The following is a 20,359-nucleotide window of genomic DNA, read 5'->3' on the forward strand; positions in this document are numbered from 1 at the left end:
TATAGTCCTTAACACTAGTTCTCACCACACTAGTTCTCTGTAGAAAAGCGTCTAATAACATGTTATTACAAATTAATAGTATTTGATTATGCGTATGATTGCAAGAGGTTAATGTCAATTTTTCATTATTCTAATTTGATTGATAGTCTAAATATTTTTTAGCAGCTTTACTTTTCGCAAAAAGGCTTAAAATGATGATAGCTAAACCTAGTAATATGATCATGGTTAAAAACATCATTCGCATATTAAATAAATCTACGAGTAAACCACCAAACAATGGCCCTAGAGCTTTGCCAACTGTCGATGCTGAATTTACAATACCTTGGTATTGCCCTACTTTTCCTTTAGGTGCTAACTGATTGGCTATGGTTGGTACTGCTGGCCAAACAAACATTTCACCAAATGTTAATATCACCATACCGATAACAAACATTGAAAATTGATGTGCAAAGCTAGTTACTAAAAATGATCCCATAAATATTAATATTCCTACAAACATTTGCTTTTTTAAATTGCCTTTTAAAAGGATAATAATAGGTCTTATTAAAGGTTGTGCTATTAAAATCATAATTCCATTTATTGTCCATAATACACTGTACTGAGACATTGATATATGGATAGATTGCGTAAATGAAGCAATTGTAGTTTCCCACTGTATGTAACCAATCCAACATATAGCGAATACGACACAAACTAATAATAAAGAGATAAATCTACTAATATTCTCTTGATTATTTAAATCAATATTATCTTGTCTTTTAACTTTAGCGTTAATTTCTAAATTAAATTGCGTGATTGCCACTATGGCGAAAAGTACATACATAACTAGATTTGCTATAAATATATAATTAAAACTTAACTCTGCAACAAATCCACCTAATGCTGCACCTAATGCAACGCCAATATTTTGCGCTAAATAAATGGCATTAAACGTTTGTCTACCACCATTTGGCCATACTGCTCCAGCCATAGCATAAATTGCGGGGATAATCATACCGCCGCCAAATCCTAGTAGTACAAGCCATACAGCATACCACGGCCAACCATGAAATAAATTTAGTAATGTCGTACTAAATAAACAAGTAAATGTGCCGATAAGTATGGTTTTATAACCACCAAGTTTATCGAATAATACACCGCCAAGTAAATTGCCTACAACCATACCCAAAGAATTAATTAATAAAACTATACCAGCAATTGTTAAACTTTTATTAAGTTCTTCTTTCATGTAAATCGTATTTAATGGCCACAAAAAGCTGGCGCCCGTAATATTTAAAGCCATACCTATTACAAGCCACCATACTGATTTTGGTATATTCATTTCTTGCGTTCTCCTCTTTATATTTTTCTCAATCTATAATAGACACTATAACATTAAAGTATGTTAAAATCTTTATTTAGATACAAAACAGAAAGGAAAATGTCTTATGGGTAATTTCTTCCCGTATGCTTTTGAAGATAAAAGATATCACACTTGGAATTATCACTTAAAAAATAAATTTGGTCGAAAAATATTTAAAGTTGCCTTAGATGGTGGTTTCGACTGTCCAAATAGAGATGGTACTGTAGCTCATGGTGGATGTACATTTTGTTCAGCAGCTGGTAGTGGCGATTTTGCAGGAAATCGTGCTGATCCTATTGAAGTACAATTCCAACAAATCAAAGAAAGAATGCATGAAAAATGGAGTGAAGGTCAATATATCGCTTACTTTCAAGCCTTTACAAATACACATGCTCCTGTAGAAGTATTAAAAGAAAAATATGAACCTGTCCTGAAAGAAGAAGGCGTTGTAGGTTTATCAATTGCTACTCGTCCTGACTGTTTACCTGACGATGTTGTTGAATATTTAGCAGAATTAAATCAAAGAACTTATCTTTGGGTAGAACTTGGTTTACAAACTGTACACCAAACGACTTCGGACTTAATTAATCGTGCACATGATATGCAAACGTATTATGAAGGTGTCGCTAAATTACGTAAGCATAATATCAACGTATGTACACATATCATTAATGGGTTACCAGGTGAAGACTATAACATGATGATGGAAACTGCACGTGAAGTTGCTCAAATGGACGTCCAAGGAATTAAGATTCATTTATTACATCTATTAAAGGGCACGCCAATGGTAAAACAATATGAAAAAGGCATGTTAGAATTCATGTCACAAGAGGATTATACAAACCTCGTATGTGATCAACTTGAAATTCTTCCACCTGAAATGATTATTCACCGTATTACAGGAGATGGTCCAATTGACTTAATGGTTGGCCCTATGTGGAGTGTAAATAAATGGGAAGTGCTAAATGAGATAGACAATGAATTAGCACGTCGAGATTCATATCAAGGTAAAAAGTTTGAACATAAGGTGAAATCATGAAACTAGAACGGATACTCCCCTTTTCAAAGATTCTGATTCAAAGTCATATTACTGATTCTAGTATCGTCATTGACGCTACTTGTGGTAATGGAAACGATACTTTATTCTTGGCACAACAAGTGCCTCATGGATTTGTATATGGCTTTGATATTCAACAATTGGCTATCGATAATACTAAAATGAAGGTATCTAACTATTCAAATGTAAAACTGATTAAAGATGGTCATGAAAATGTAAAACAATATATTACTAAAGACCATATCGGCAATGTCGATGCTGCTATATTTAATCTTGGTTATTTACCTAAAGGTGATAAATCAATCGTTACTACACATCAAACAACTATAAGTGCCATCCAAAATATTTTTGATTTATTGAATGAAGAAGGTATCATTATATTAGTGATTTATCATGGTCATGATGAAGGTAAAATTGAACGAGATGCATTAATGGATTATTTAACACATTTAGATCAAAAACAAGCACACGTCTTACAATATCAGTTTATAAATCAAAAGAATAATGCACCATTCATATGCACTATTGAAAAAAGAGGTTAACGTTATTAACGCGACAAAGAAGGGACCCAAAAAGGGCCCCTTCTTTTTTGATATTATACAGCTAAGATTGATTTTAAGCTTGTCTGCATAGGTTCTGATTTCGATGTAATTGTTTCCCCAATGAAATCAAGTAAACCATCTTTTTGTTTTGCTAATTTTTCATTAAAATGAATAATAACAGTACGTTCATCGTCTTGTGGACGCTCTTTATATATCCACTCTAAATTAACTAAATTATTGTAAGTTCTTGTTCGCTTATACGGCTTAATTTCAACAAACTCGTCCATTTCTTTTAATGTCATTGAACCTTTTTCCCATAGGTTTAATAAAATTAAAATCTCTTCTTTAGACATGTCATATTCTTTTTGAATTGTTTCAAATATAGAATTAACATCGGCTAACAACTTGTCTAACTGTAAAATACCATAAACTCTTTCATTTTCATTTTGATTCATAGTTAACATCTCCCAAAATAACAAGTTAATTTTATCATTTTCTAAAATAACCGACTCCCAAATTTCTATCATCGGTTAATTGAAAAATTGTCAATATTGCTTGTTCATATTAACAGAACATTTGATAAATGAAATGCTTGGTTAAGACTTGTGTATTTTACTATAAATGTGACATATAAAAATATAATTTTGTAAAATGGTTCGATTTCAATACACGAAGTCTTATTACATATTAAAATTATATTTTTAATCCAAACAAAATATATCAATATTACATTAAAATTGCAACTATAAATTAAAAAAGATTTTACGTATTTATCTCCATTAACCTTATAAAAAAGATTAATAGTTTTCTACTACTTTTTCACAAAAAAACCAGGTTGCTTAAACAACCTGGTTAGAATCATATATCTTCAATTTCATCTTCTTCAACAATAAATCCCATAGTATTTACACTATTATTAAGGAAAGTTAGTACATAACGCATCACTTGGTCTCGCTCTGGCTCATTATGAATCTCATGGTATAAACCATTCCATACTTTATAATATAACTCATTTGTTACTAGTTTATCTTTAAATGTTTCAGTTGCATTGATTTCTGAAATGATATCTTCACTACCTGTCATAATTAAAGTTGGTAATGGTTTGATATCTTTGATGTGTTCCATTGTCTCTTTCATCATTTCATTTACAAGGTTATACCAATGATATGTCACTTTTTTCAACATTAATCCATCATTGACTGTATCTTCAATAACTTCATCATTACGTGTTAGGTCTTGAGCTGTGATACCAATTTTAAATCGAGTATCTTTGGATACTTTACCAACATTAGAGAGTAATTTATTCTTTCTATCCTTACCTGATTGTTTAAATTCTAATAATGGTGAAATGAGCATTAAACCTTCAACGGGTAATTCAATTCGCTCTAATAAGTTAATTAAAATTAAACCACCTAAACCTACACCAAGAATAAAGGTTGGAATTTTATACTCATTAGCAATTTTAATCCATTCTAATATATTCTCATGATATTCATTAAAATCTTCAATTTGTCCTTTATTAGCTCTAGACGTTTGGCCTTGTCCAGGTAGATCACCCATTATGACATGATAACCATTTCTTCTTAACATCGTAATAACATAGGCATATCGACCAGTATGTTCTAATATATTATGAGCAATGACAACAACGCCTTTTGCGTCATTTTCAGTTTCCCACTTCCACATTCTTAAATTGCCCCTTTTTTCAAAAATCTTCAATAGCATAATTATACCAAAACATTACAATTAATTGCCATTTTAATCTATTATCTTAAACATGCAGACATGCCTACCTCAAAACCGTGTAATATTACTAAAAACATTATTAAATTCTTTATGTAAACGCTTTCTCAAAAATATGTTTCATGATACACTATTTTAAAACTACCAATGATATTTGGTTATGGAGGTATGTACGATGGGAGTTTTCAAAAATGTATTTATAACTTTGTCTAATAACAGTTATTTAAATAATGCTGCTAAACAAGTTGGTCCAAGACTTGGTGCTAACAAAGTAGTAGCTGGTAACACAATTCCACAATTGATAGAAACAATTGAGTATTTAAATGAAAACAAGATTTCTGTTACTGTTGATAACTTAGGGGAATTTGTGACAACAGAGCAAGAAAGTCAACAAGCTAAACAAGAAATATTAGAAATCATGGAAGCCATAAGCCAATACCATGTTGATGCACATATGTCAGTCAAATTAAGTTTATTAGGTAGTGAATTTGACTTAGAACTTGCATACCAAAATTTGAGAGAAATTTTACTTAAAGCTAATGAATATGGGAACATGCATATCAATATAGATACTGAAAAATATGATAGCTTACAACAAATTATTGAAGTTTTAGATCGATTAAAGGGAGAATTCAAAAATGTTGGTACAGTGATTCAAGCATATCTCTATGATGCTGAAAAACTGATTGATAAATATCCTGAGTTACGATTAAGACTCGTTAAAGGGGCATATAAAGAGGATGCCTCTATTGCATACCAAACTAAAGAAGAGATTGACGCAAATTATATTAAAATAATTGAAAAAAGACTTTTAAATGCGCGTAATTTCACTTCAGTTGCAACACATGATCATAATATTATTAACCATGTGAAACAATTTATGAAAGAAAATCATATCGAAAAAGAGCAAATGGAATTCCAGATGCTATATGGTTTCCGTTCAGAGTTAGCTCAAACAATTGCCAATGAGGGCTATCATTTTACAGTATATGTCCCTTATGGTGATGATTGGTTTGCTTACTTTATGAGAAGATTAGCAGAACGCCCACAAAATTTATCATTAGCAGTTAAAGAATTTGCGACACCAGAGACATTGAAAAAAGTTGGTGTTTTCTCAGCTATTGGTATAAGTGTTGCTTCTCTTGTAGGGTTAACTACTAAGTATTTACGTAAATAAAATCATTAAAAAAAACTGCCCACAAAATACTAATTTTGTAGGCAGGCTGTACAGGTTGAGACATAAATATATATTTCAAGTTACATTCATGTATAAGCAGTAGTTGACTGTAAAGTCATTCTTTTTCTTTAGAAATTAGTATTTCTTATGCATGAGTTTCACTCATGTATTCCTATTTTAAAGTACACATTAGCTGTGGCTAATGCGTAAGAACCACTTCATATTCAATGATTAGTGGTTCTTTATTATTTCTGTCCCTCTCCTTTCTTGTTTAAAATTGTTTCAATAAATTAGCCATTTCTATTGCACTTACAGCCGCTTCAGAACCTTTATTACCTGCTTTAGTTCCTGCACGTTCAACTGCTTGTTCAATACTTTCCGTAGTTAATATACCAAATATAACAGGCACATCTGTTGACTCATTAGCTTTTGATACACCTTTTGCAACTTCATTACAAACATAATCATAATGCGATGTCGCCCCTCTTATGACACATCCTAATGTGACTACTGCATCATATTTACCTGTTTGAGCTAATTTTCTTGCAACCATAGGAATTTCAAAAGCACCAGGTACATAAGCGACATCAATATTATTTTCGTCAACATCGTGACGAATAAAAGTATCCTTAGCACCCTCTAGCAAACGTCCTGTAATAAAATCATTAAATCTACTCACTACAATAGCAACTTTTAAATCTTTACCTACTAATTTTCCTTCAAAATTCATTTTATGATCCTCCTAAATTAAATGTCCCATTTTTTCTTTTTTAGTTGTCATATAGTCATGATTATATTGTGTTTCTGGTACAATCACTTCTATACGTTGTTGAATATTAATGCCATATTCTTTTAATCCTTCAAATTTCTTCGGATTATTACTTAATAAATTTACTTTTTCTATTTCAAAATATTTAAGAATCTGTGCAGCTATATTATAATCTCGTAAATCTTCATCGAATCCTAATGCTAAATTAGCTGTAACAGTATCATAACCTTTTTCAATTAATTCATAGGCACGTAATTTATTCATGAGTCCTATGCCACGCCCTTCTTGAGGTAAATAGATAATCATTCCACCGTTTTGTTCTATATAATTCATCGAAGCTTCTAATTGAGCACCACAATCACATCGTTGGCTATGGAAAATATCACCCGTAAGGCATGCAGAATGGATACGCACATTTTCATGTGATCTAATATCACCTTTAGTTATAACGACGATTTCTTCTTCACTATAATCAGTTGTAAAACCATACATATCAAATGTACCAAAATCGGTTGGCATTTTTACTTTCGCATTAAGATTTACATGTGATTCATTAACTTGACGATATTCTATTAAACTTTCAATCGTAATCATAACTAATTGATGTTTCTCTTTAAATGCTTGAAGATCTTCACCCTTAGCCATAGACCCATCATTATTCATAATTTCACAAATTACACCTGCAGGTTTAGCACCTGTTAATTTAGCAAGATCTACTGCCGCCTCTGTATGCCCATTTCTTTCTAACACACCATTATCTTTAGCAATTAAAGGAAATAAGTGACCTGGACGGTTAAAATCTGAAGCTTTTGCATGCTCTTCGATTAGTGCTCTTGCAGTTAGTGTTCTCTCATTCGCACTGATACCTGTTGTTGTATTCTTATGGTCAATACTTACAGTAAAATTTGTCCCATACACGTCTGAGTTATGTGATTCCATCGGATGGAGCTCTAGGCGTTCACTAATACTTGAACTGATAGGTGTACAAATTAACCCACGACCTTCTCTAGCCATGAAATTAATCGTATCGTCTTTCATCCATTCAGTTATTGCTATTAAGTCGCCTTCATTTTCTCTATCTTCATCATCAACTACAATAATACTTTCACCTTGTTTTAAAGCTTTTAAGGCTAATTCAATACTGTCGAACTTCATGTTTATTGCCTCCCCTAAAAACCAAATGCTTTTAGTTTTTCTTCTGTTAAACTCGATTGATTATGATTTAAAATATTTTCAACATATTTGAATAATACATCTGATTCTAAATGTACGTTATCTCCCACTTTTTTACTAGATAAGATGGTGGAACGTCTTGTTTCAGGAATCAAATGTATATCAAAAGCATCTGAATGAAGATCGAAAATCGTTAAACTTGTACCATCAACTGTTATCGATCCTTGTTTAACCATTTGATTAAGTATGGATTTGGATGCTTTAATTTGGATAATCATTGAATTGGCAGATTCATTAATTTTAGAAATCGTTCCTAAATGATCAACATGACCTAACACAAAGTGACCACCAAATCTGCCGTTTCCACTCATCGCTCTTTCTAAATTAACTTTCGTATGGCGTTGAACATCAGAGAGGTAAGTTTTATTTTCTGTGCCTTTAATCACTTGAACAGAAAATGTTTGGTCATCAAAATCAATGACAGTCAAACACGCACCGTTCACACTAATTGAATCACCAATATGCATGTCTTCTAGTATTTTTTCGGCAGTAATTACTAATGTTCGAACTGAATTTTGATTACGAACTTCTTGTACCGTTCCTATTTCTTCAATGATGCCTGTAAACATTTGCAATCACTTCTTTCTCAAAACTAATTTAATATTTTGATGTATTAACGTGGAATTAACAATTTCAAATTGAGTTGTATCTGGTAATGATATAATTTGGTCAGTTTGGAAAAATTGATTCTTACCAGAACCACCTATTATTTTCGGGGCAAAATAAAGTACAAGGTGATCTAAATGATCTGATTGGAGAAATTCTGAAGTAATTTCGGGACCTGCTTCGACTAACAGTTTCCCGATACCTTTATGATATAAATCTTTTAAAATAGATTTAATCTCACATTGTTCCATATATATAATAGTTACATTACTATTGTCTACTGTTAAATTTTTATTTTCTGTATAGATCCAAATGGGAGAAGCGTTGTCGTGAAATAGTTGTTGACCAAAATCTAATTTGCCACTTTTACTAAGTATGACACGAATTGGATGTTTACCGTCAGCTATCCTTGTCGTGTACAAAGGATCGTCAGCTTCTATCGTTTTACGTCCGGTTAATACTGCATCGTGACTATGACGTAATTGATAAACATCTTTTTTTACATCCTTATTAGTAATCCACTTACTCTCGCCATCATCGGTAGCTTGTTTACCATCTAAACTAGCAGAAACTTTCACAGTTAATTCGGGAATGCCATTCCTTTTAGCAGTGAAGAAATCTTGATAAAGTTGGGCTGCAACGGCATTATATTGAAATTCAACTTCAATGCCTGCATTCTTCAATATGTCATCACCTTTTGAAATGAGTGTAGTATCTTTAACAGCATAAATGACTTTTTGAATACCTGCTTCGATGATTTTATCTACACATGGTGGCGTTGAACCATGATGTGTACATGGTTCTAATGATACATATATTGTCGCACCTTTTGCTTCTGATTGTGCCATGTCTAAAGCTTGAACTTCAGCATGTTTATCACCTTTTCGTAAGTGAGCACCAATACCAACTATTCTACCGTCTTTGACGACAACCGAACCTACAGGAGGATTAACACCTGTTTGTCCATCAACCATTTGTGCAAGTTGAATAGCATAATTCATAAATTTACTCAAAATATCACCTCTAAAATTAAAAAGCCTTACACCAATGAAATGATACATTTCAAGGCATAAGGCGAAATCATATATTTTTAAACAAGCATATTTATATCTAAAAAATAAAAATATACTTATTAATACACATACTTATACAAATATATGTTAATGTCGATAAACGTCATTCTTTCTCCCATCCAGACTTTAACTGTCGGCTCTAGAATTTCACTAGATCAGCCACTAACAAATGTTAGCAGGTCGCAGGCTCATATCACTGCCGGTTGGGAATTTCACCCTGCCCCGAAAGAATTTTATATGAAATTGTTAAAGGTTAATTGAGTATTGTATTCTGATTTACTACAATTCAAATCATACTACACCTTTTTCAAAAATACAATTACTATACATTGTACTTAATTAAAGTAATACTTTTAAATTAAATCATCGGATTTTGTTTCTCTTTTAAATAAAATATGGATTTAAAAATAACCGAATATCATTAATCAACGCTAAATGCTCTCTTCGTTTATATTTTCAAAGTCTTGTTGAGTGTCATACAATCTATCAACTGCATTAGCCACTTGGTTAACAATCATTTTGACACCGTTTCTAAGTTTATTGACGCCATTTGTCATTTGTCCTATCGCTATGACATTAGTTAAAGTACCAAATCTAGGACTAATAACCTGGTTCGTTTCAGGAATAATTTGTATACCACCCATGGGATGAGATTGTACAATTTGCCTATTTTCTAAATTACGAATTAATTGGTCATCTTCATCTAGCTCAGATAAATGGTTTTTAGATCCAGTTGCATTAATGACTACATTAAAATCTTCAATGTCATTCTCATTTTCATATTGTAAATGGAATAATCCGTCCTCATGATATACATTTTTTAAATTTTTACGGATAATCAACGCCTCTTTTTCTAATAACTCAATAAGTAATTTCGCAGTTCTAGGAGGCATTGGATTAGAATTGAGTTGAATCATTTTAGTATATTTCTCTTGAAATATTTGTTGATCTTCAAAACTTAAACTATTCCAAATCCAATTTAAATTTTCCTTTAAGTATTCAATTATACTTTGGAAAATTCCCATTTCCTTTTCATGTTCTAAATCAAACTTTAAATCATTAATATGATTTCCAGTTCTTCTATTGATTAATTTTTCAAAATCTATACCATAGTCGCTACATTCTTTTAAAAATAAATCTACTGCTATATCTAATGGGACATTCCCATAATTCTGTGCCTGTAAATCATTAAACTTTTGTTTTGTTAAATGTGTAAATTCTATATCTACCATTTGACCTCTTACACTAGGTAAATTGGCAGATCGACTAGTCATTAAAATAGGCAATCTAGGGTGATGTGCAGTGACATATCGAATAACATCTAGACTTGCTAGACCAGTACCAAGAATTGCAATTCTATCATCTTCATTTACATCATCTAATGAATTGTATGTAGGGTAAGGTGTCGGTTTAAACCCTTTTATACCTTTTAAATGATATGGATCGTGATATGCAAATGTACCAAAGGTTAAAAATAAGTAATCATATTCTCGCCATTCTTTCATATCATCTGAGGTACAAACGTAATATTTAAGATTTGTTTCGTCTACTTTTGAAGTCGTAAATATTTCACGTACTTTATGATTGATAATTGTTATATTTTCATATTGATCATCAAATTTGGATAAATATGATTTCATATAATGTCCAAATACAAAACGTGGTAAATATGTAGGATTATCGAATTCAAATTCTTGCTGATGTTGATACCATTTCCAAAACTCTTCATCATCATCTAAATTTAAACTCATTTTTTTAGACGGCATATTAATAAGTAATTCACTACTATCATTTTGAAAAGGAACACCCTGTCCCATATTATTGCGGTCATCATACACATCTACTTTTAATTTTTCAAAATGGTCATGTTTGACAAGTTGACGTAAAACACTGACACCGGCTGTGCCCATTCCTATTATAGCTACTCGCATTGTTATATCATCCTTTATCTAAAATCTATTTCTGTGATAATTTTTCTTAATAATTCCTTTTTCAAGTTCATAGATTATCAAAAATTAGACTTTCATATTTACTCATATATATCCTAATCTTCAACAATTTAATCCTTTATAATTTGTGATAAAATCTTTCTAAGAGGTGATGAAATGAAATTAATTTCTAAAATCATAGCACTCACTATTATAATATTTTTATGGATGACACGTCATAATAAAGCTGAATAATACAGTTAACGTATACAAAAATGCCTACAACAGTTATTACCGTTGCAGGCATTTTTCCATATTAGCTTCATTATTTCTTCAAATGATCTTTATCATCTTTATAAACATATAACTTGAAATATTTACCTTCAGTTTTCATATCTTTATAAAAATCCGCGATGATAGTGGCATTACTTTCAGCCCATTTAATGTCAGTTGCATATTGATGTTCACCAGGATTCTTAGGATTCCATCTCATACTGTATAGTGTATCTTGATCTTCATGTTTTAAGAAATGATTATGAATGAAATCAGCACCACCATAAATGGCTTTTTGAGGTGTGTCCCAACCATGTTTTTTAGCATATTCAGCACCTGTCTTAACAGGATCTTTGTCTAATGCTCCTACACCGTAAAAGTTGTAGTATTTCTTACCATCAATTTCTACACCTTTAGATAATTCACTCTTAGCAGCACCTGTTTCTAATAACGCATGTGAAATTAAATAAACTTCATTTACATGTTTATCTTTCGCTGCTTTTGTAAAGTCATCAGTATGTTTCAATAAAGTTGGTCGATCAACTAACATACGCTTAATTCTTTTTTCATCAATACCTTGATATTTAGATAAATCTAAAAACTGATATTTTTGTACGTCACTATCGATAAATTGACTACTATCCATAGCTGATTTTATTTCAGTTGATGATGCATCTCTCCACGCATCATTGTTTTTATTCGATACTTGTTGACTCGTATAGTTATCTATTTGTTTCTTTGCGGCTTTATCTAAAGTTACATCTAATTTCTCAATCTTCTGTTCTTCTTTTACGTGTTTAAAGAAGATTTGGTCAGAAACCATTGAGAAAAAGATAATTGCTCCAATTACAAAGATAATCAGCAATCCTAAAATTGCAACAATAGATCCCTTTTTGTGCTTCGTCATATTCACACCTCTTAGGTCAATGTTGTTATTCTTTTCAATTGTATTACGATAATAAAGTTTAACATTATTAATTCTGATTCACAATTTAATATATACTTTGTTACAAATTCATAAATAAAAAGTAATAAAAATGAAACTTTTGAGATGAAAAAGATTTAGACAACAATATTGACACTATCTTCAGGAAAATGATGCACGAATTATATGCATGCAATTTACATATGATAGTGTCAATTCAATTTCTATGTCTAAACCTTTACCATTATTTATTATGATTTTTATATTCCATCATGATAAAACTTACAGCTTGTGATCTATTTTTATAAAAATATTGATTTAAATCAATTGTTCCTTCAATTTCACCATCTCTATATTTCATTTCATTAGTAAAATTATTAATCATTACAAAATCTGAGCGATCTTTAATTCGATCTAAATCGTCATTGCGTGCGAAAAAATGTTCTAAATTTAAGTGTGCGTAATCCATACGTACCTCCTATCAAACTTTGCTCTATTTAAACAATACGACAATGTAATTGTAAAATTTAAATACCTAGTTATTTTCTATGCTTACTATTTAACACCTATTTTTACAATTAAGCAAATGAAATTTTTTATTAAATATTTTAAATTCATTTTATCCGGAAAAACGCTTTATGTACATAAATAGGAGAAAACTTTGGAATTCAAGATTATCTATCAAGAGTACAACAAAATCATACATTATTTGTTAAAAAGATACCAAATCACTTATAATTATGACGAGTTTTATCAATTACTGTTAATCCAATTATGGCACTTAACTCATAATTATCAACCCTCAAAATCTCACAAATTATCCTCTTATCTTTTTATTAGGCTAAACTATTATCTTATCGATATATTTCGCAAAGAAAACAAAAAATTATCTACTATAAATATTGATACAACTGTCTACTCAAAAAATGAACCCATTCAATTTTTAAACGAAGATGCATTACTTTTGCAAGACATTTATTATCTATTAAATAATCAAGAAAAACAATGGTTAGATTTAAAATTATTGGGTTATAAACAATTTGAAATCGCAAATATAATGCATCTTTCTATATCAACTATTAAGAAAATTAAAAAAGTAACTCAATCCAAAATTATGCAGCATTTACAATACAACCTAGAAAAGGAATGACAACATGAATCAAATTACAACATCTCAATTATTATATATTGAAACAGAGATAGGTCCAAAAAGTGTTACTCGATGTCATTATCAACAATATGCCATTTCACTACCGCTTACTATCAATAATACATTAATATATCTATTAGAATTACATCAAAAATCATTACCGCTTCAAAAGAAACTTGCTAAACGACTACTTCAAATTAATAAAAAGATACCTCTTTACGTTAATGAGACACTTATCTTGTTCCCTCTTAAAAATCATCGTTCTCCTATTCAAATTTATATTAATGCATACTATATTATTGGAATTCAATCAAAAAGCGATGCCACACTCATACAGTTTTCTAATACTAAATCTCTAGTAGTAGACGAACCTTACACTTCTATAATAAAAAAATGGCAAGAAAGCTTACTTCTTTGCCATTTGATTACACATTCGTATTCTGCTTATTAAATTTATATTCTAATAACTTTTTAGTAAAAAATGCAGTTACTTTCTTAATTAAGAACAGAGAAATAATCATCAATAGAATCGCACCTACGATAATTAATATCACTGTTACTGTTGATAAAGTGACTTGTGGATTAATAAAATAATTAACAGCTGTGAGACTTGTAATTAATCCAAATAGAAAGCCACCTAATAATATCACATATGTAAAAACGATTCCCATCAATAATAGAATTAGACTAAATGAACTTATATTTTTTTGTCTAAATACTTGAGTTCTTAAAAATTGATTTGAAAATTTGACAGGCTTATTTAAAACATCAGTCTCATGTTCATCCAATTGGTTCAATTCCTGATTAAGTTGTTCTTTTTCATTATTATTTAAGAACCATAATTGCTTTTTTACTCTAGCACTAAATGTCTTTTTATCCATAGCTAGAATTGCACCTCTACTCTAATTGGTTATTTATATATCATAGATGACTTTGAACAATCATTCAATTCAAAATTAAAAATCTTAATAAGAAAAGCCAATCTAACGTACATTGTTTACTTAAAATAAAAGTTGAAAATATGTACGTGCGATTGGCTACTATTTTGACTCATTCTTCATCTTCTATCATTTTATGATTATTTATAAAATAGATAACCCTGAACTTTGAATATCTTTAGCAAAGCCTTTGACTGTATCAATAGATAGTCCTTCGACATCTCTACCTAAATTATTATTGACCTTCTTAACAACATCTGCAGGACATGTAATGATATCAGCACCAATTTCATCAGCTTGCATTACATTAAATAATTCACGGCAACTAGCCCATAATAATTTAACGCCTTTTTTACTATGTGTAATTTCGACAGCTTCCTTCATCAATGGTAATGGATCTACACCAGTGTCGGCGATACGACCAGCAAATACAGATACATATGTTGGTACCCCTTCAGTTACAGCTTCAGTAATTTGTTTAACTTGTTCAATCGTATAAACAGCAGTTACATTCAGTCTTACTTGTTTAGCTGATAAAGCTTTAATTAATGGAATGGTAGACGTACCATCAGTTGTAACAATAGGAATTTTAACAAATACATTATCACCATATTGTTTTAAGATTTCAGCTTCTTTTTCCATTGTTTCTAAATCATCTGCGAATACTTCAAATGAAATTGAAGCATCCGGAATTTCTCTCACTGCTTCTTCAGCAAATGCTTTATAATCTGTTACGCCAGCTTTTGCCATTAAACTAGGATTAGTTGTAAATCCATCAACCTGTTTGTTTTTGTATGCTGCTTTCATTTCTTCGATATCTGCACCGTCAGCAAATACTTCTACGTTTAATTGTCTCATAATGAATTCCTCCTTAATCGATAACATTGATTTAATGTTATTGATTACTATATTTAAGTATGTAAATGCTTTAATTTAACATAACTTCATTAATTATTTATAAATAATTTATAACATGCTTTTGAAATGTAAGCGAATTATTTGCCTATATCATAGGATTTCGATTTTCAACGCATTTTTTATATTAATTTATACTATTCTCATATCCTAAAAAATGGTAGTATATTGTAATGATAACCATCTAGGAGGATGCGCATGTCAAAATCAAAAATCTACTTTTATATTACATTAATATTATTAGCGATAAGCTTTTTCTTTAATACAAATAATCCTTTATTGAATAGTGTTTTAGGTTCATTCGTTAAACTGGTCATTGCATGTAGTGTGATCAATGTCATTATATTGATTGCTTCAGTGATATTTGCAGATAAATCTATCAAACACGCGCGTGAAAAGCAAGATTGGATAAGAATTGCCAGTAAGTTTTTACCTATTCTTATTTTCATCGTAATTATCATTCATATTTTATCCTCATTACATACCTATGGTTTCCTTTTTTAATGGATAACGTAGTGTGGATTTATTCAAATCAACCTTTTCTATGAGAATTGGTTGATTTAGTTTTATATATGACATTCAACTAACTCAAGATATATGATTTTATATTTTAAAACAGATTAAATTGAAAGGACTTTTGAAAATGCAATATTTTTATATTTTTATCGGTGGTGCCTTTGGTGCATTATTGAGATATCTGTTTTCTTTCTTTAATCATGGACATGACATACCTATAGGCACATTAAGCGCCAATTTAATAGGTGGCTTTTTTATGGGATTTTTGTCGGCTTTAACAATTAAGCTATTTAACAACAATCCTTTATTAAAAAAAGCCGTCACTACTGGATTCATGGGTGCATTGACTACATTTTCTACATTTCAATTCGAACTCGTTCAAATGTATAATCAGCAACAATGGGCGTTATTAATCATTTATGCTTTGATAAGTTACATCCTTTGCATTCTTTTATGTTTACTAGGTAAGAAATTAGGTGAGCAGTTATGATAAAGACAATGATATTAGTTATGCTTGGTGGCGGCATCGGTGCGATGATCCGTGCGATAATATCAAATTACTTCAATCAATTTATTACCAAATTACCTGTGGGTACATTGATAGTTAATATTATGGGATGTGTGTTAATTGGCACCGTATCTGGATTATCACTGCACATCAATTGGATAAATTCATTCTTCATCACAGGTATTTTAGGCGGATTAACAACATTTTCAACCTTATCTAATGAACTTGTAGGCATGGTATCACCTAAATTTAAGCCTATACCTTTTATTATTTATACACTCTTGCAATTTGTAGGCGCATTTTTAAGTTGTTATTGGGCTTATCATTTATTTCAATAGTTGATGATATATTAAAACCACGTCCCCCCTTTCAATTTGAGGACGTGGTTTTGTCTTTTTTATTGGCCATTAAATTCTGATGGATCAGGTCCAATTCTTTTATTTTGATTAAGGTTATCTAATTTTTTCATTTGGTCATCATTCAATTCAAAATCTAATATATTTAGATTTTCATCTATACGGTGTGGTGTCACAGATTTAGGGATTGTTACTACTTGATGTTGATAGTTCCATCTAATAATCACTTGTGCTGGCGTTTGCCCAACTTCTTGTGCTACCTGATTAACTATTTCATCATCCAATATTTGAGCATTCATTAATGGTGACCAAGATTCCATCACGATATTTTGAACATCTAAATATTGTCTTAACTCTTTTTGAGTTAAGTATGGGTGGAATTCAACTTGATTGATGACTGGTTTAATAGATACTTGAGCCAATAATGCTTCAAAATGATCTACATTAAAGTTACTCACTCCAATGTTTTTAACACGCTCTTGTTTATATAAATCTTCCATACCTTGCCATGTATCTATCATTAGTGCTTCATTCGTACCTGGCCAATGCATTAAATATAAATCTAGATAATCTAAGTCTAATCTTTTCAAACTATTTTCATAAGCTTGTTCAACATTTTCTCTACCAAAATCTTCTAACCATAATTTTGAAGTAATAAATAAATCCTCACGTTTTAAACCAGTGGATTCAAGTCCTTCTTTAATACCTTGGCCTACTTTTTCTTCATTACCATATACCTTTGCTGTATCGATACTTCTATATCCATTTTCAATTGCGTATTTAACAGCTTTTGTACAATCATCATTATTTTCTACTCTAAATGTACCTAGACCAACTTTCGGCATCGTGTGTCCATTATAAAATTTAATATTGTCCATACATTCCCACTCCTTAAATACAATTTCATTATTTCTATACCCTATGAAAGTAAATCAAACTTAGATTAAACGTAAGTCATATAAAATTCAATTTCTGTGCTCAAAACTAAAAAAGCTAGTAGAGTTAAAACCTCTACTAGCTTAGTTGAAATTTAATTAAAGGATTCAATTTGTTCCATGATTTGTTGTAAATCGTCGACATTATATTGAATACGTCCATGGAATACAAATTTGTTAAAGAATTCATCAAGTTGTTCTGGTCCAACTAATACTTTGACATTACTATTTTGAGCATAGTTCGAAATAGTAACATCCCCATCATTTTTAGGATTAAAGTAAAGAATAGACGTTGGTGTATACTTTGTATTTAATTTACTTTGTAAGTCACCTGCTACATTCTGTATTTGTTGAATTTCGTCTGAATAGTTTATAAATGATAATGATTTTTGATCATTATTTTGATCAAGTACTAATGTTTGTGGTGTTGATTGATCTAATTCCAACGTATTAAATACTTGTTCCATAGTTGGTAACTCAGAAAACTGAGCACCGCTAATCCCATTATATACATGACCTTTTAGTAATTGAGAGTCAATAATATATAAACCAGTACGAGTAAGAACGAGATGACTAATTCTTTCAATTTTATTTAATTCATTTGTTGGTAGGAAAATATTAGCCATGATATGCATATCTTCAGGACGAATACGTTTTTCATTGACTAAACGCTCACGAATACCAATTAATCGCATATCAGTTACATATTCACTATGGTTTTTAGAGAATAGCTTTAATGCATCAATTTCTCTTTCTTTACTATTTACTGTAGCTTCATAATCTTCTTTTTGTTTCGTAACTGCCTTTTTATTCTCAATACGTTCTTTTTCTAAAGCTTCTTCATGAGATGCCTTTATACTTTGTTCTTTTTGTTGGTATTCTTCTTCTGTTTGTTGCTTAATCTTTTTCTTACTATTTAAAGCAATTAAAAATAGTACAAAAAAGATAAATGCAATGACTACTGCAACAATTAACCCTATACCAATAGGTGAAGATAAACTCATCACATCAACGCTCCTTTTATATGATCAATACAACTAATTATAAAACATAATGATGACATTTTCGACATTTAGTCGCAATTTATCTTATTATATTTCAAACATCCCATAAGTTATTTCGTTTAAACTTTGTTAATCGTATCTTTTAAAACGTTGACTTTATCTAATTTTTCCCATGGTAATAATACGTCAGTACGTCCGAAATGACCATATGCAGCGGTTTGTTTATAAATAGGTTGTTTTAAATCCAACATTTTAATGATACCAGCTGGTCTTAAATCAAAGTTTGCTCTAACCGCTTCAACTAATTCAGCCTCTGTTACTTTACCTGTTCCGAAGGTATCTATAGCTATTGATACTGGTTCAGCTACACCTATTGCGTATGCAAGTTGGACTTCACATTGTTCAGCTAATTCTGCAGCAACAATATTCTTCGCTACATATCTAGCAGCATAAGCAGCAGAACGGTCTACTTTAGTTGGATCCTTACCACTGAAGCAACCACCACCATGGCGTGCATAACCACCATACGTATCCACGATAATTTTACGTCCTGTTAATCCAGCATCCCCTTGTGGTCCACCGATTACAAAACGTCCTGTAGGATTAATATAGAATTTTGTCTTATCATCCATTAATGATTCTGGAACAGTTGGATAAATAACATGTTTTTTAATATCCTCTTGAATTTCTTCTAAAGATTTATCTTCAGCGTGTTGCGTTGACACAACAATAGTATCAATACGTTTAGGTTTATCATTTTCATCATATTCTACAGTGACCTGAACCTTACCATCCGGACGTAAATAGTCTATAATGTCATCTTTACGTACATCTGATAGACGTTTCGCTAATTGATGAGATAAGAAAATAGGTAACGGCATATAAGTATCTGTTTCGTTTGTAGCATAACCAAACATTAATCCTTGGTCACCTGCACCAGTTGCTTCAATTTCTTCTTCAGAAATATCATCACGGTATTCTAATGCTGTATCAACACCTTGAGCGATATCTGGTGATTGTTCATCAATGGCAGTTAAAACGGCCATCGTTTGTGAATCGTAACCATATTTAGCACGTGTATAACCAATTTCTTTAATGGTCTCTCTTACAACTTTCGGAATATCAACATATGTCGTCGTTGATATTTCACCTGAAATTAATGCCATTCCAGTTGTCACTGTAGTCTCACAAGCCACACGTGCATTAGGGTCGTCTTTAAGAATTTCGTCTAAGATTGCATCAGATACCTGATCAGCAATTTTATCTGGATGTCCTTCAGTTACTGATTCTGAAGTAAATAATCGTTTATTGTTAGTCATGTTTTGCTCCTTTTAAAATATATTACGATAATTCTCTTTTATTTGAGCTA

23 protein-coding genes and 1 riboswitch are annotated in these 20,359 nt (G+C 30.9%); of the genes, 8 read left to right on the forward strand and 15 right to left on the reverse strand.

The annotated features are described in order from the left end of the window. Nucleotides 1-130 precede the first annotated feature (130 nt). A complete protein-coding gene (locus ACZ267_RS09895; RefSeq protein WP_002466235.1) occupies nt 131-1,321 on the reverse strand; it encodes an MDR family MFS transporter in 1,191 nt (396 codons plus the stop codon). A 106-nt stretch (nt 1,322-1,427) separates the two neighbouring features. On the opposite strand from ACZ267_RS09895, the gene mnmL reads away from it, so the two are divergent. Both mnmL and mnmM read left to right on the forward strand, forming a co-directional pair. Next, nucleotides 1,428-2,381, forward strand: coding sequence for a tRNA modification radical SAM protein MnmL/YtqA (gene mnmL, locus ACZ267_RS09900; RefSeq protein WP_002452150.1), 954 nt, complete (start codon nt 1,428-1,430; stop codon nt 2,379-2,381). Then, nucleotides 2,378-2,941, forward strand: coding sequence for a tRNA 5-(aminomethyl)-2-thiouridylate-methyltransferase MnmM (gene mnmM, locus ACZ267_RS09905; protein ID WP_463680315.1), 564 nt, complete (start codon nt 2,378-2,380; stop codon nt 2,939-2,941). The genes mnmL and mnmM overlap by 4 nt, the downstream gene beginning before the upstream one ends. Before the next feature lie 53 nt (nt 2,942-2,994). Here mnmM and ACZ267_RS09910 read toward each other — a convergent pair whose 3' ends face one another. Both ACZ267_RS09910 and ACZ267_RS09915 read right to left on the reverse strand, forming a co-directional pair. Further along, nucleotides 2,995-3,396: a transcriptional regulator, SarA/Rot family gene (locus ACZ267_RS09910; RefSeq protein ID WP_015364883.1), complete on the reverse strand. Its 402-nt coding sequence runs from the start codon at nt 3,394-3,396 to the stop codon at nt 2,995-2,997. A 403-nt stretch (nt 3,397-3,799) separates the two neighbouring features. Continuing rightward, entirely contained in the window at nt 3,800-4,627 is an 828-nt protein-coding gene (locus ACZ267_RS09915) for an alpha/beta fold hydrolase (RefSeq protein ID WP_002466222.1), read from the reverse strand. 232 nt (nt 4,628-4,859) lie between these two features. Between ACZ267_RS09915 and ACZ267_RS09920 the strand changes: the two genes are divergently transcribed. After that, nucleotides 4,860-5,861: a proline dehydrogenase family protein gene (locus ACZ267_RS09920; protein ID WP_002466244.1), complete on the forward strand. Its 1,002-nt coding sequence runs from the start codon at nt 4,860-4,862 to the stop codon at nt 5,859-5,861. A 271-nt stretch (nt 5,862-6,132) separates the two neighbouring features. On the opposite strand, the gene ribH is transcribed toward ACZ267_RS09920, so the two are convergent. From ribH to ACZ267_RS09955, 7 genes are all read right to left on the reverse strand, one after another. After that, nucleotides 6,133-6,591: a 6,7-dimethyl-8-ribityllumazine synthase gene (ribH, locus tag ACZ267_RS09925; protein WP_002466232.1), complete on the reverse strand. Its 459-nt coding sequence runs from the start codon at nt 6,589-6,591 to the stop codon at nt 6,133-6,135. Between the two features lie 12 nt (nt 6,592-6,603). Beyond that, nucleotides 6,604-7,785: a 3,4-dihydroxy-2-butanone-4-phosphate synthase gene (ribB, locus tag ACZ267_RS09930; RefSeq protein WP_015364882.1), complete on the reverse strand. Its 1,182-nt coding sequence runs from the start codon at nt 7,783-7,785 to the stop codon at nt 6,604-6,606. 14 nt (nt 7,786-7,799) lie between these two features. Then, nucleotides 7,800-8,432, reverse strand: a complete 633-nt coding sequence (gene ribE / locus ACZ267_RS09935; RefSeq protein ID WP_002466238.1) for a riboflavin synthase — start codon at nt 8,430-8,432, stop codon at nt 7,800-7,802. A gap of 6 nt (nt 8,433-8,438) precedes the next feature. After that, entirely contained in the window at nt 8,439-9,482 is a 1,044-nt protein-coding gene (gene ribD, locus ACZ267_RS09940; protein WP_002466226.1) for a bifunctional diaminohydroxyphosphoribosylaminopyrimidine deaminase/5-amino-6-(5-phosphoribosylamino)uracil reductase RibD, read from the reverse strand. Nucleotides 9,483-9,645: 163 nt separating this feature from the next. Continuing rightward, nucleotides 9,646-9,776, reverse strand: a riboswitch (FMN riboswitch). A 197-nt stretch (nt 9,777-9,973) separates the two neighbouring features. Next, nucleotides 9,974-11,473, reverse strand: a complete 1,500-nt coding sequence (locus tag ACZ267_RS09945; protein WP_002466241.1) for an FAD/NAD(P)-binding protein — start codon at nt 11,471-11,473, stop codon at nt 9,974-9,976. A gap of 322 nt (nt 11,474-11,795) precedes the next feature. Then, a complete protein-coding gene (gene sagB, locus ACZ267_RS09950; protein WP_015364881.1) occupies nt 11,796-12,650 on the reverse strand; it encodes a peptidoglycan release complex glucosaminidase SagB in 855 nt (284 codons plus the stop codon). Nucleotides 12,651-12,912: 262 nt separating this feature from the next. After that, nucleotides 12,913-13,137 carry a hypothetical protein gene (locus ACZ267_RS09955; protein WP_015364880.1) on the reverse strand — a complete coding sequence of 75 codons (225 nt, stop codon included), beginning with the start codon at nt 13,135-13,137 and terminating at the stop codon, nt 12,913-12,915. A 192-nt stretch (nt 13,138-13,329) separates the two neighbouring features. On the opposite strand from ACZ267_RS09955, the gene ACZ267_RS09960 reads away from it, so the two are divergent. Together ACZ267_RS09960 and ACZ267_RS09965 are read left to right on the forward strand one after the other, a co-directional pair. Further along, the gene (locus ACZ267_RS09960) at nt 13,330-13,818 is read left to right on the forward strand and encodes a sigma-70 family RNA polymerase sigma factor (RefSeq protein ID WP_002466234.1); all 489 of its coding nucleotides are present in this window, start codon (nt 13,330-13,332) and stop codon (nt 13,816-13,818) included. A gap of 4 nt (nt 13,819-13,822) precedes the next feature. Next, a complete protein-coding gene (locus ACZ267_RS09965) occupies nt 13,823-14,269 on the forward strand; it encodes a competence protein ComK (protein WP_002466246.1) in 447 nt (148 codons plus the stop codon). Here the strand turns inward: ACZ267_RS09965 and ACZ267_RS09970 are convergent. After that, a complete protein-coding gene (locus ACZ267_RS09970; protein WP_002466233.1) occupies nt 14,244-14,699 on the reverse strand; it encodes a hypothetical protein in 456 nt (151 codons plus the stop codon). The two genes, ACZ267_RS09965 and ACZ267_RS09970, sit on opposite strands and share 26 nt — an antisense overlap. Before the next feature lie 201 nt (nt 14,700-14,900). Next, nucleotides 14,901-15,614, reverse strand: coding sequence for a transaldolase (locus ACZ267_RS09975; protein ID WP_002466243.1), 714 nt, complete (start codon nt 15,612-15,614; stop codon nt 14,901-14,903). A gap of 255 nt (nt 15,615-15,869) precedes the next feature. Here ACZ267_RS09975 and ACZ267_RS09980 point away from each other — a divergent pair, with 255 nt between their 5' ends. The 3 genes from ACZ267_RS09980 (at nt 15,870) to ACZ267_RS09990 (ending at nt 17,033) form a co-directional block, all read left to right on the forward strand. After that, nucleotides 15,870-16,175, forward strand: a complete 306-nt coding sequence (locus ACZ267_RS09980; protein WP_002466223.1) for a hypothetical protein — start codon at nt 15,870-15,872, stop codon at nt 16,173-16,175. Nucleotides 16,176-16,314: 139 nt separating this feature from the next. Beyond that, nucleotides 16,315-16,677 (forward strand): fluoride efflux transporter CrcB, encoded by a 363-nt coding sequence (crcB, locus tag ACZ267_RS09985; RefSeq protein WP_002466225.1) that lies wholly within the window; start codon nt 16,315-16,317, stop codon nt 16,675-16,677. Beyond that, nucleotides 16,677-17,033, forward strand: a complete 357-nt coding sequence (locus tag ACZ267_RS09990; RefSeq protein WP_026088921.1) for a fluoride efflux transporter FluC — start codon at nt 16,677-16,679, stop codon at nt 17,031-17,033. The genes crcB and ACZ267_RS09990 overlap by 1 nt, the downstream gene beginning before the upstream one ends. Nucleotides 17,034-17,092: 59 nt before the next feature. Here ACZ267_RS09990 and ACZ267_RS09995 read toward each other — a convergent pair whose 3' ends face one another. The 3 genes from ACZ267_RS09995 to metK all read right to left on the reverse strand — a co-directional run bounded on the left by ACZ267_RS09995 (nt 17,093) and on the right by metK (nt 20,309). Next, a complete protein-coding gene (locus ACZ267_RS09995) occupies nt 17,093-17,929 on the reverse strand; it encodes an aldo/keto reductase (protein ID WP_079449144.1) in 837 nt (278 codons plus the stop codon). Nucleotides 17,930-18,081: 152 nt separating this feature from the next. Continuing rightward, nucleotides 18,082-18,990, reverse strand: a complete 909-nt coding sequence (locus ACZ267_RS10000; RefSeq protein WP_002466230.1) for an NERD domain-containing protein — start codon at nt 18,988-18,990, stop codon at nt 18,082-18,084. A gap of 119 nt (nt 18,991-19,109) precedes the next feature. Next, the gene (gene metK, locus ACZ267_RS10005) at nt 19,110-20,309 is read right to left on the reverse strand and encodes a methionine adenosyltransferase (RefSeq protein ID WP_015364877.1); all 1,200 of its coding nucleotides are present in this window, start codon (nt 20,307-20,309) and stop codon (nt 19,110-19,112) included. Nucleotides 20,310-20,359 lie beyond the last annotated feature (50 nt).

The organism is Staphylococcus sp. AC872, from assembly GCF_979255425.1.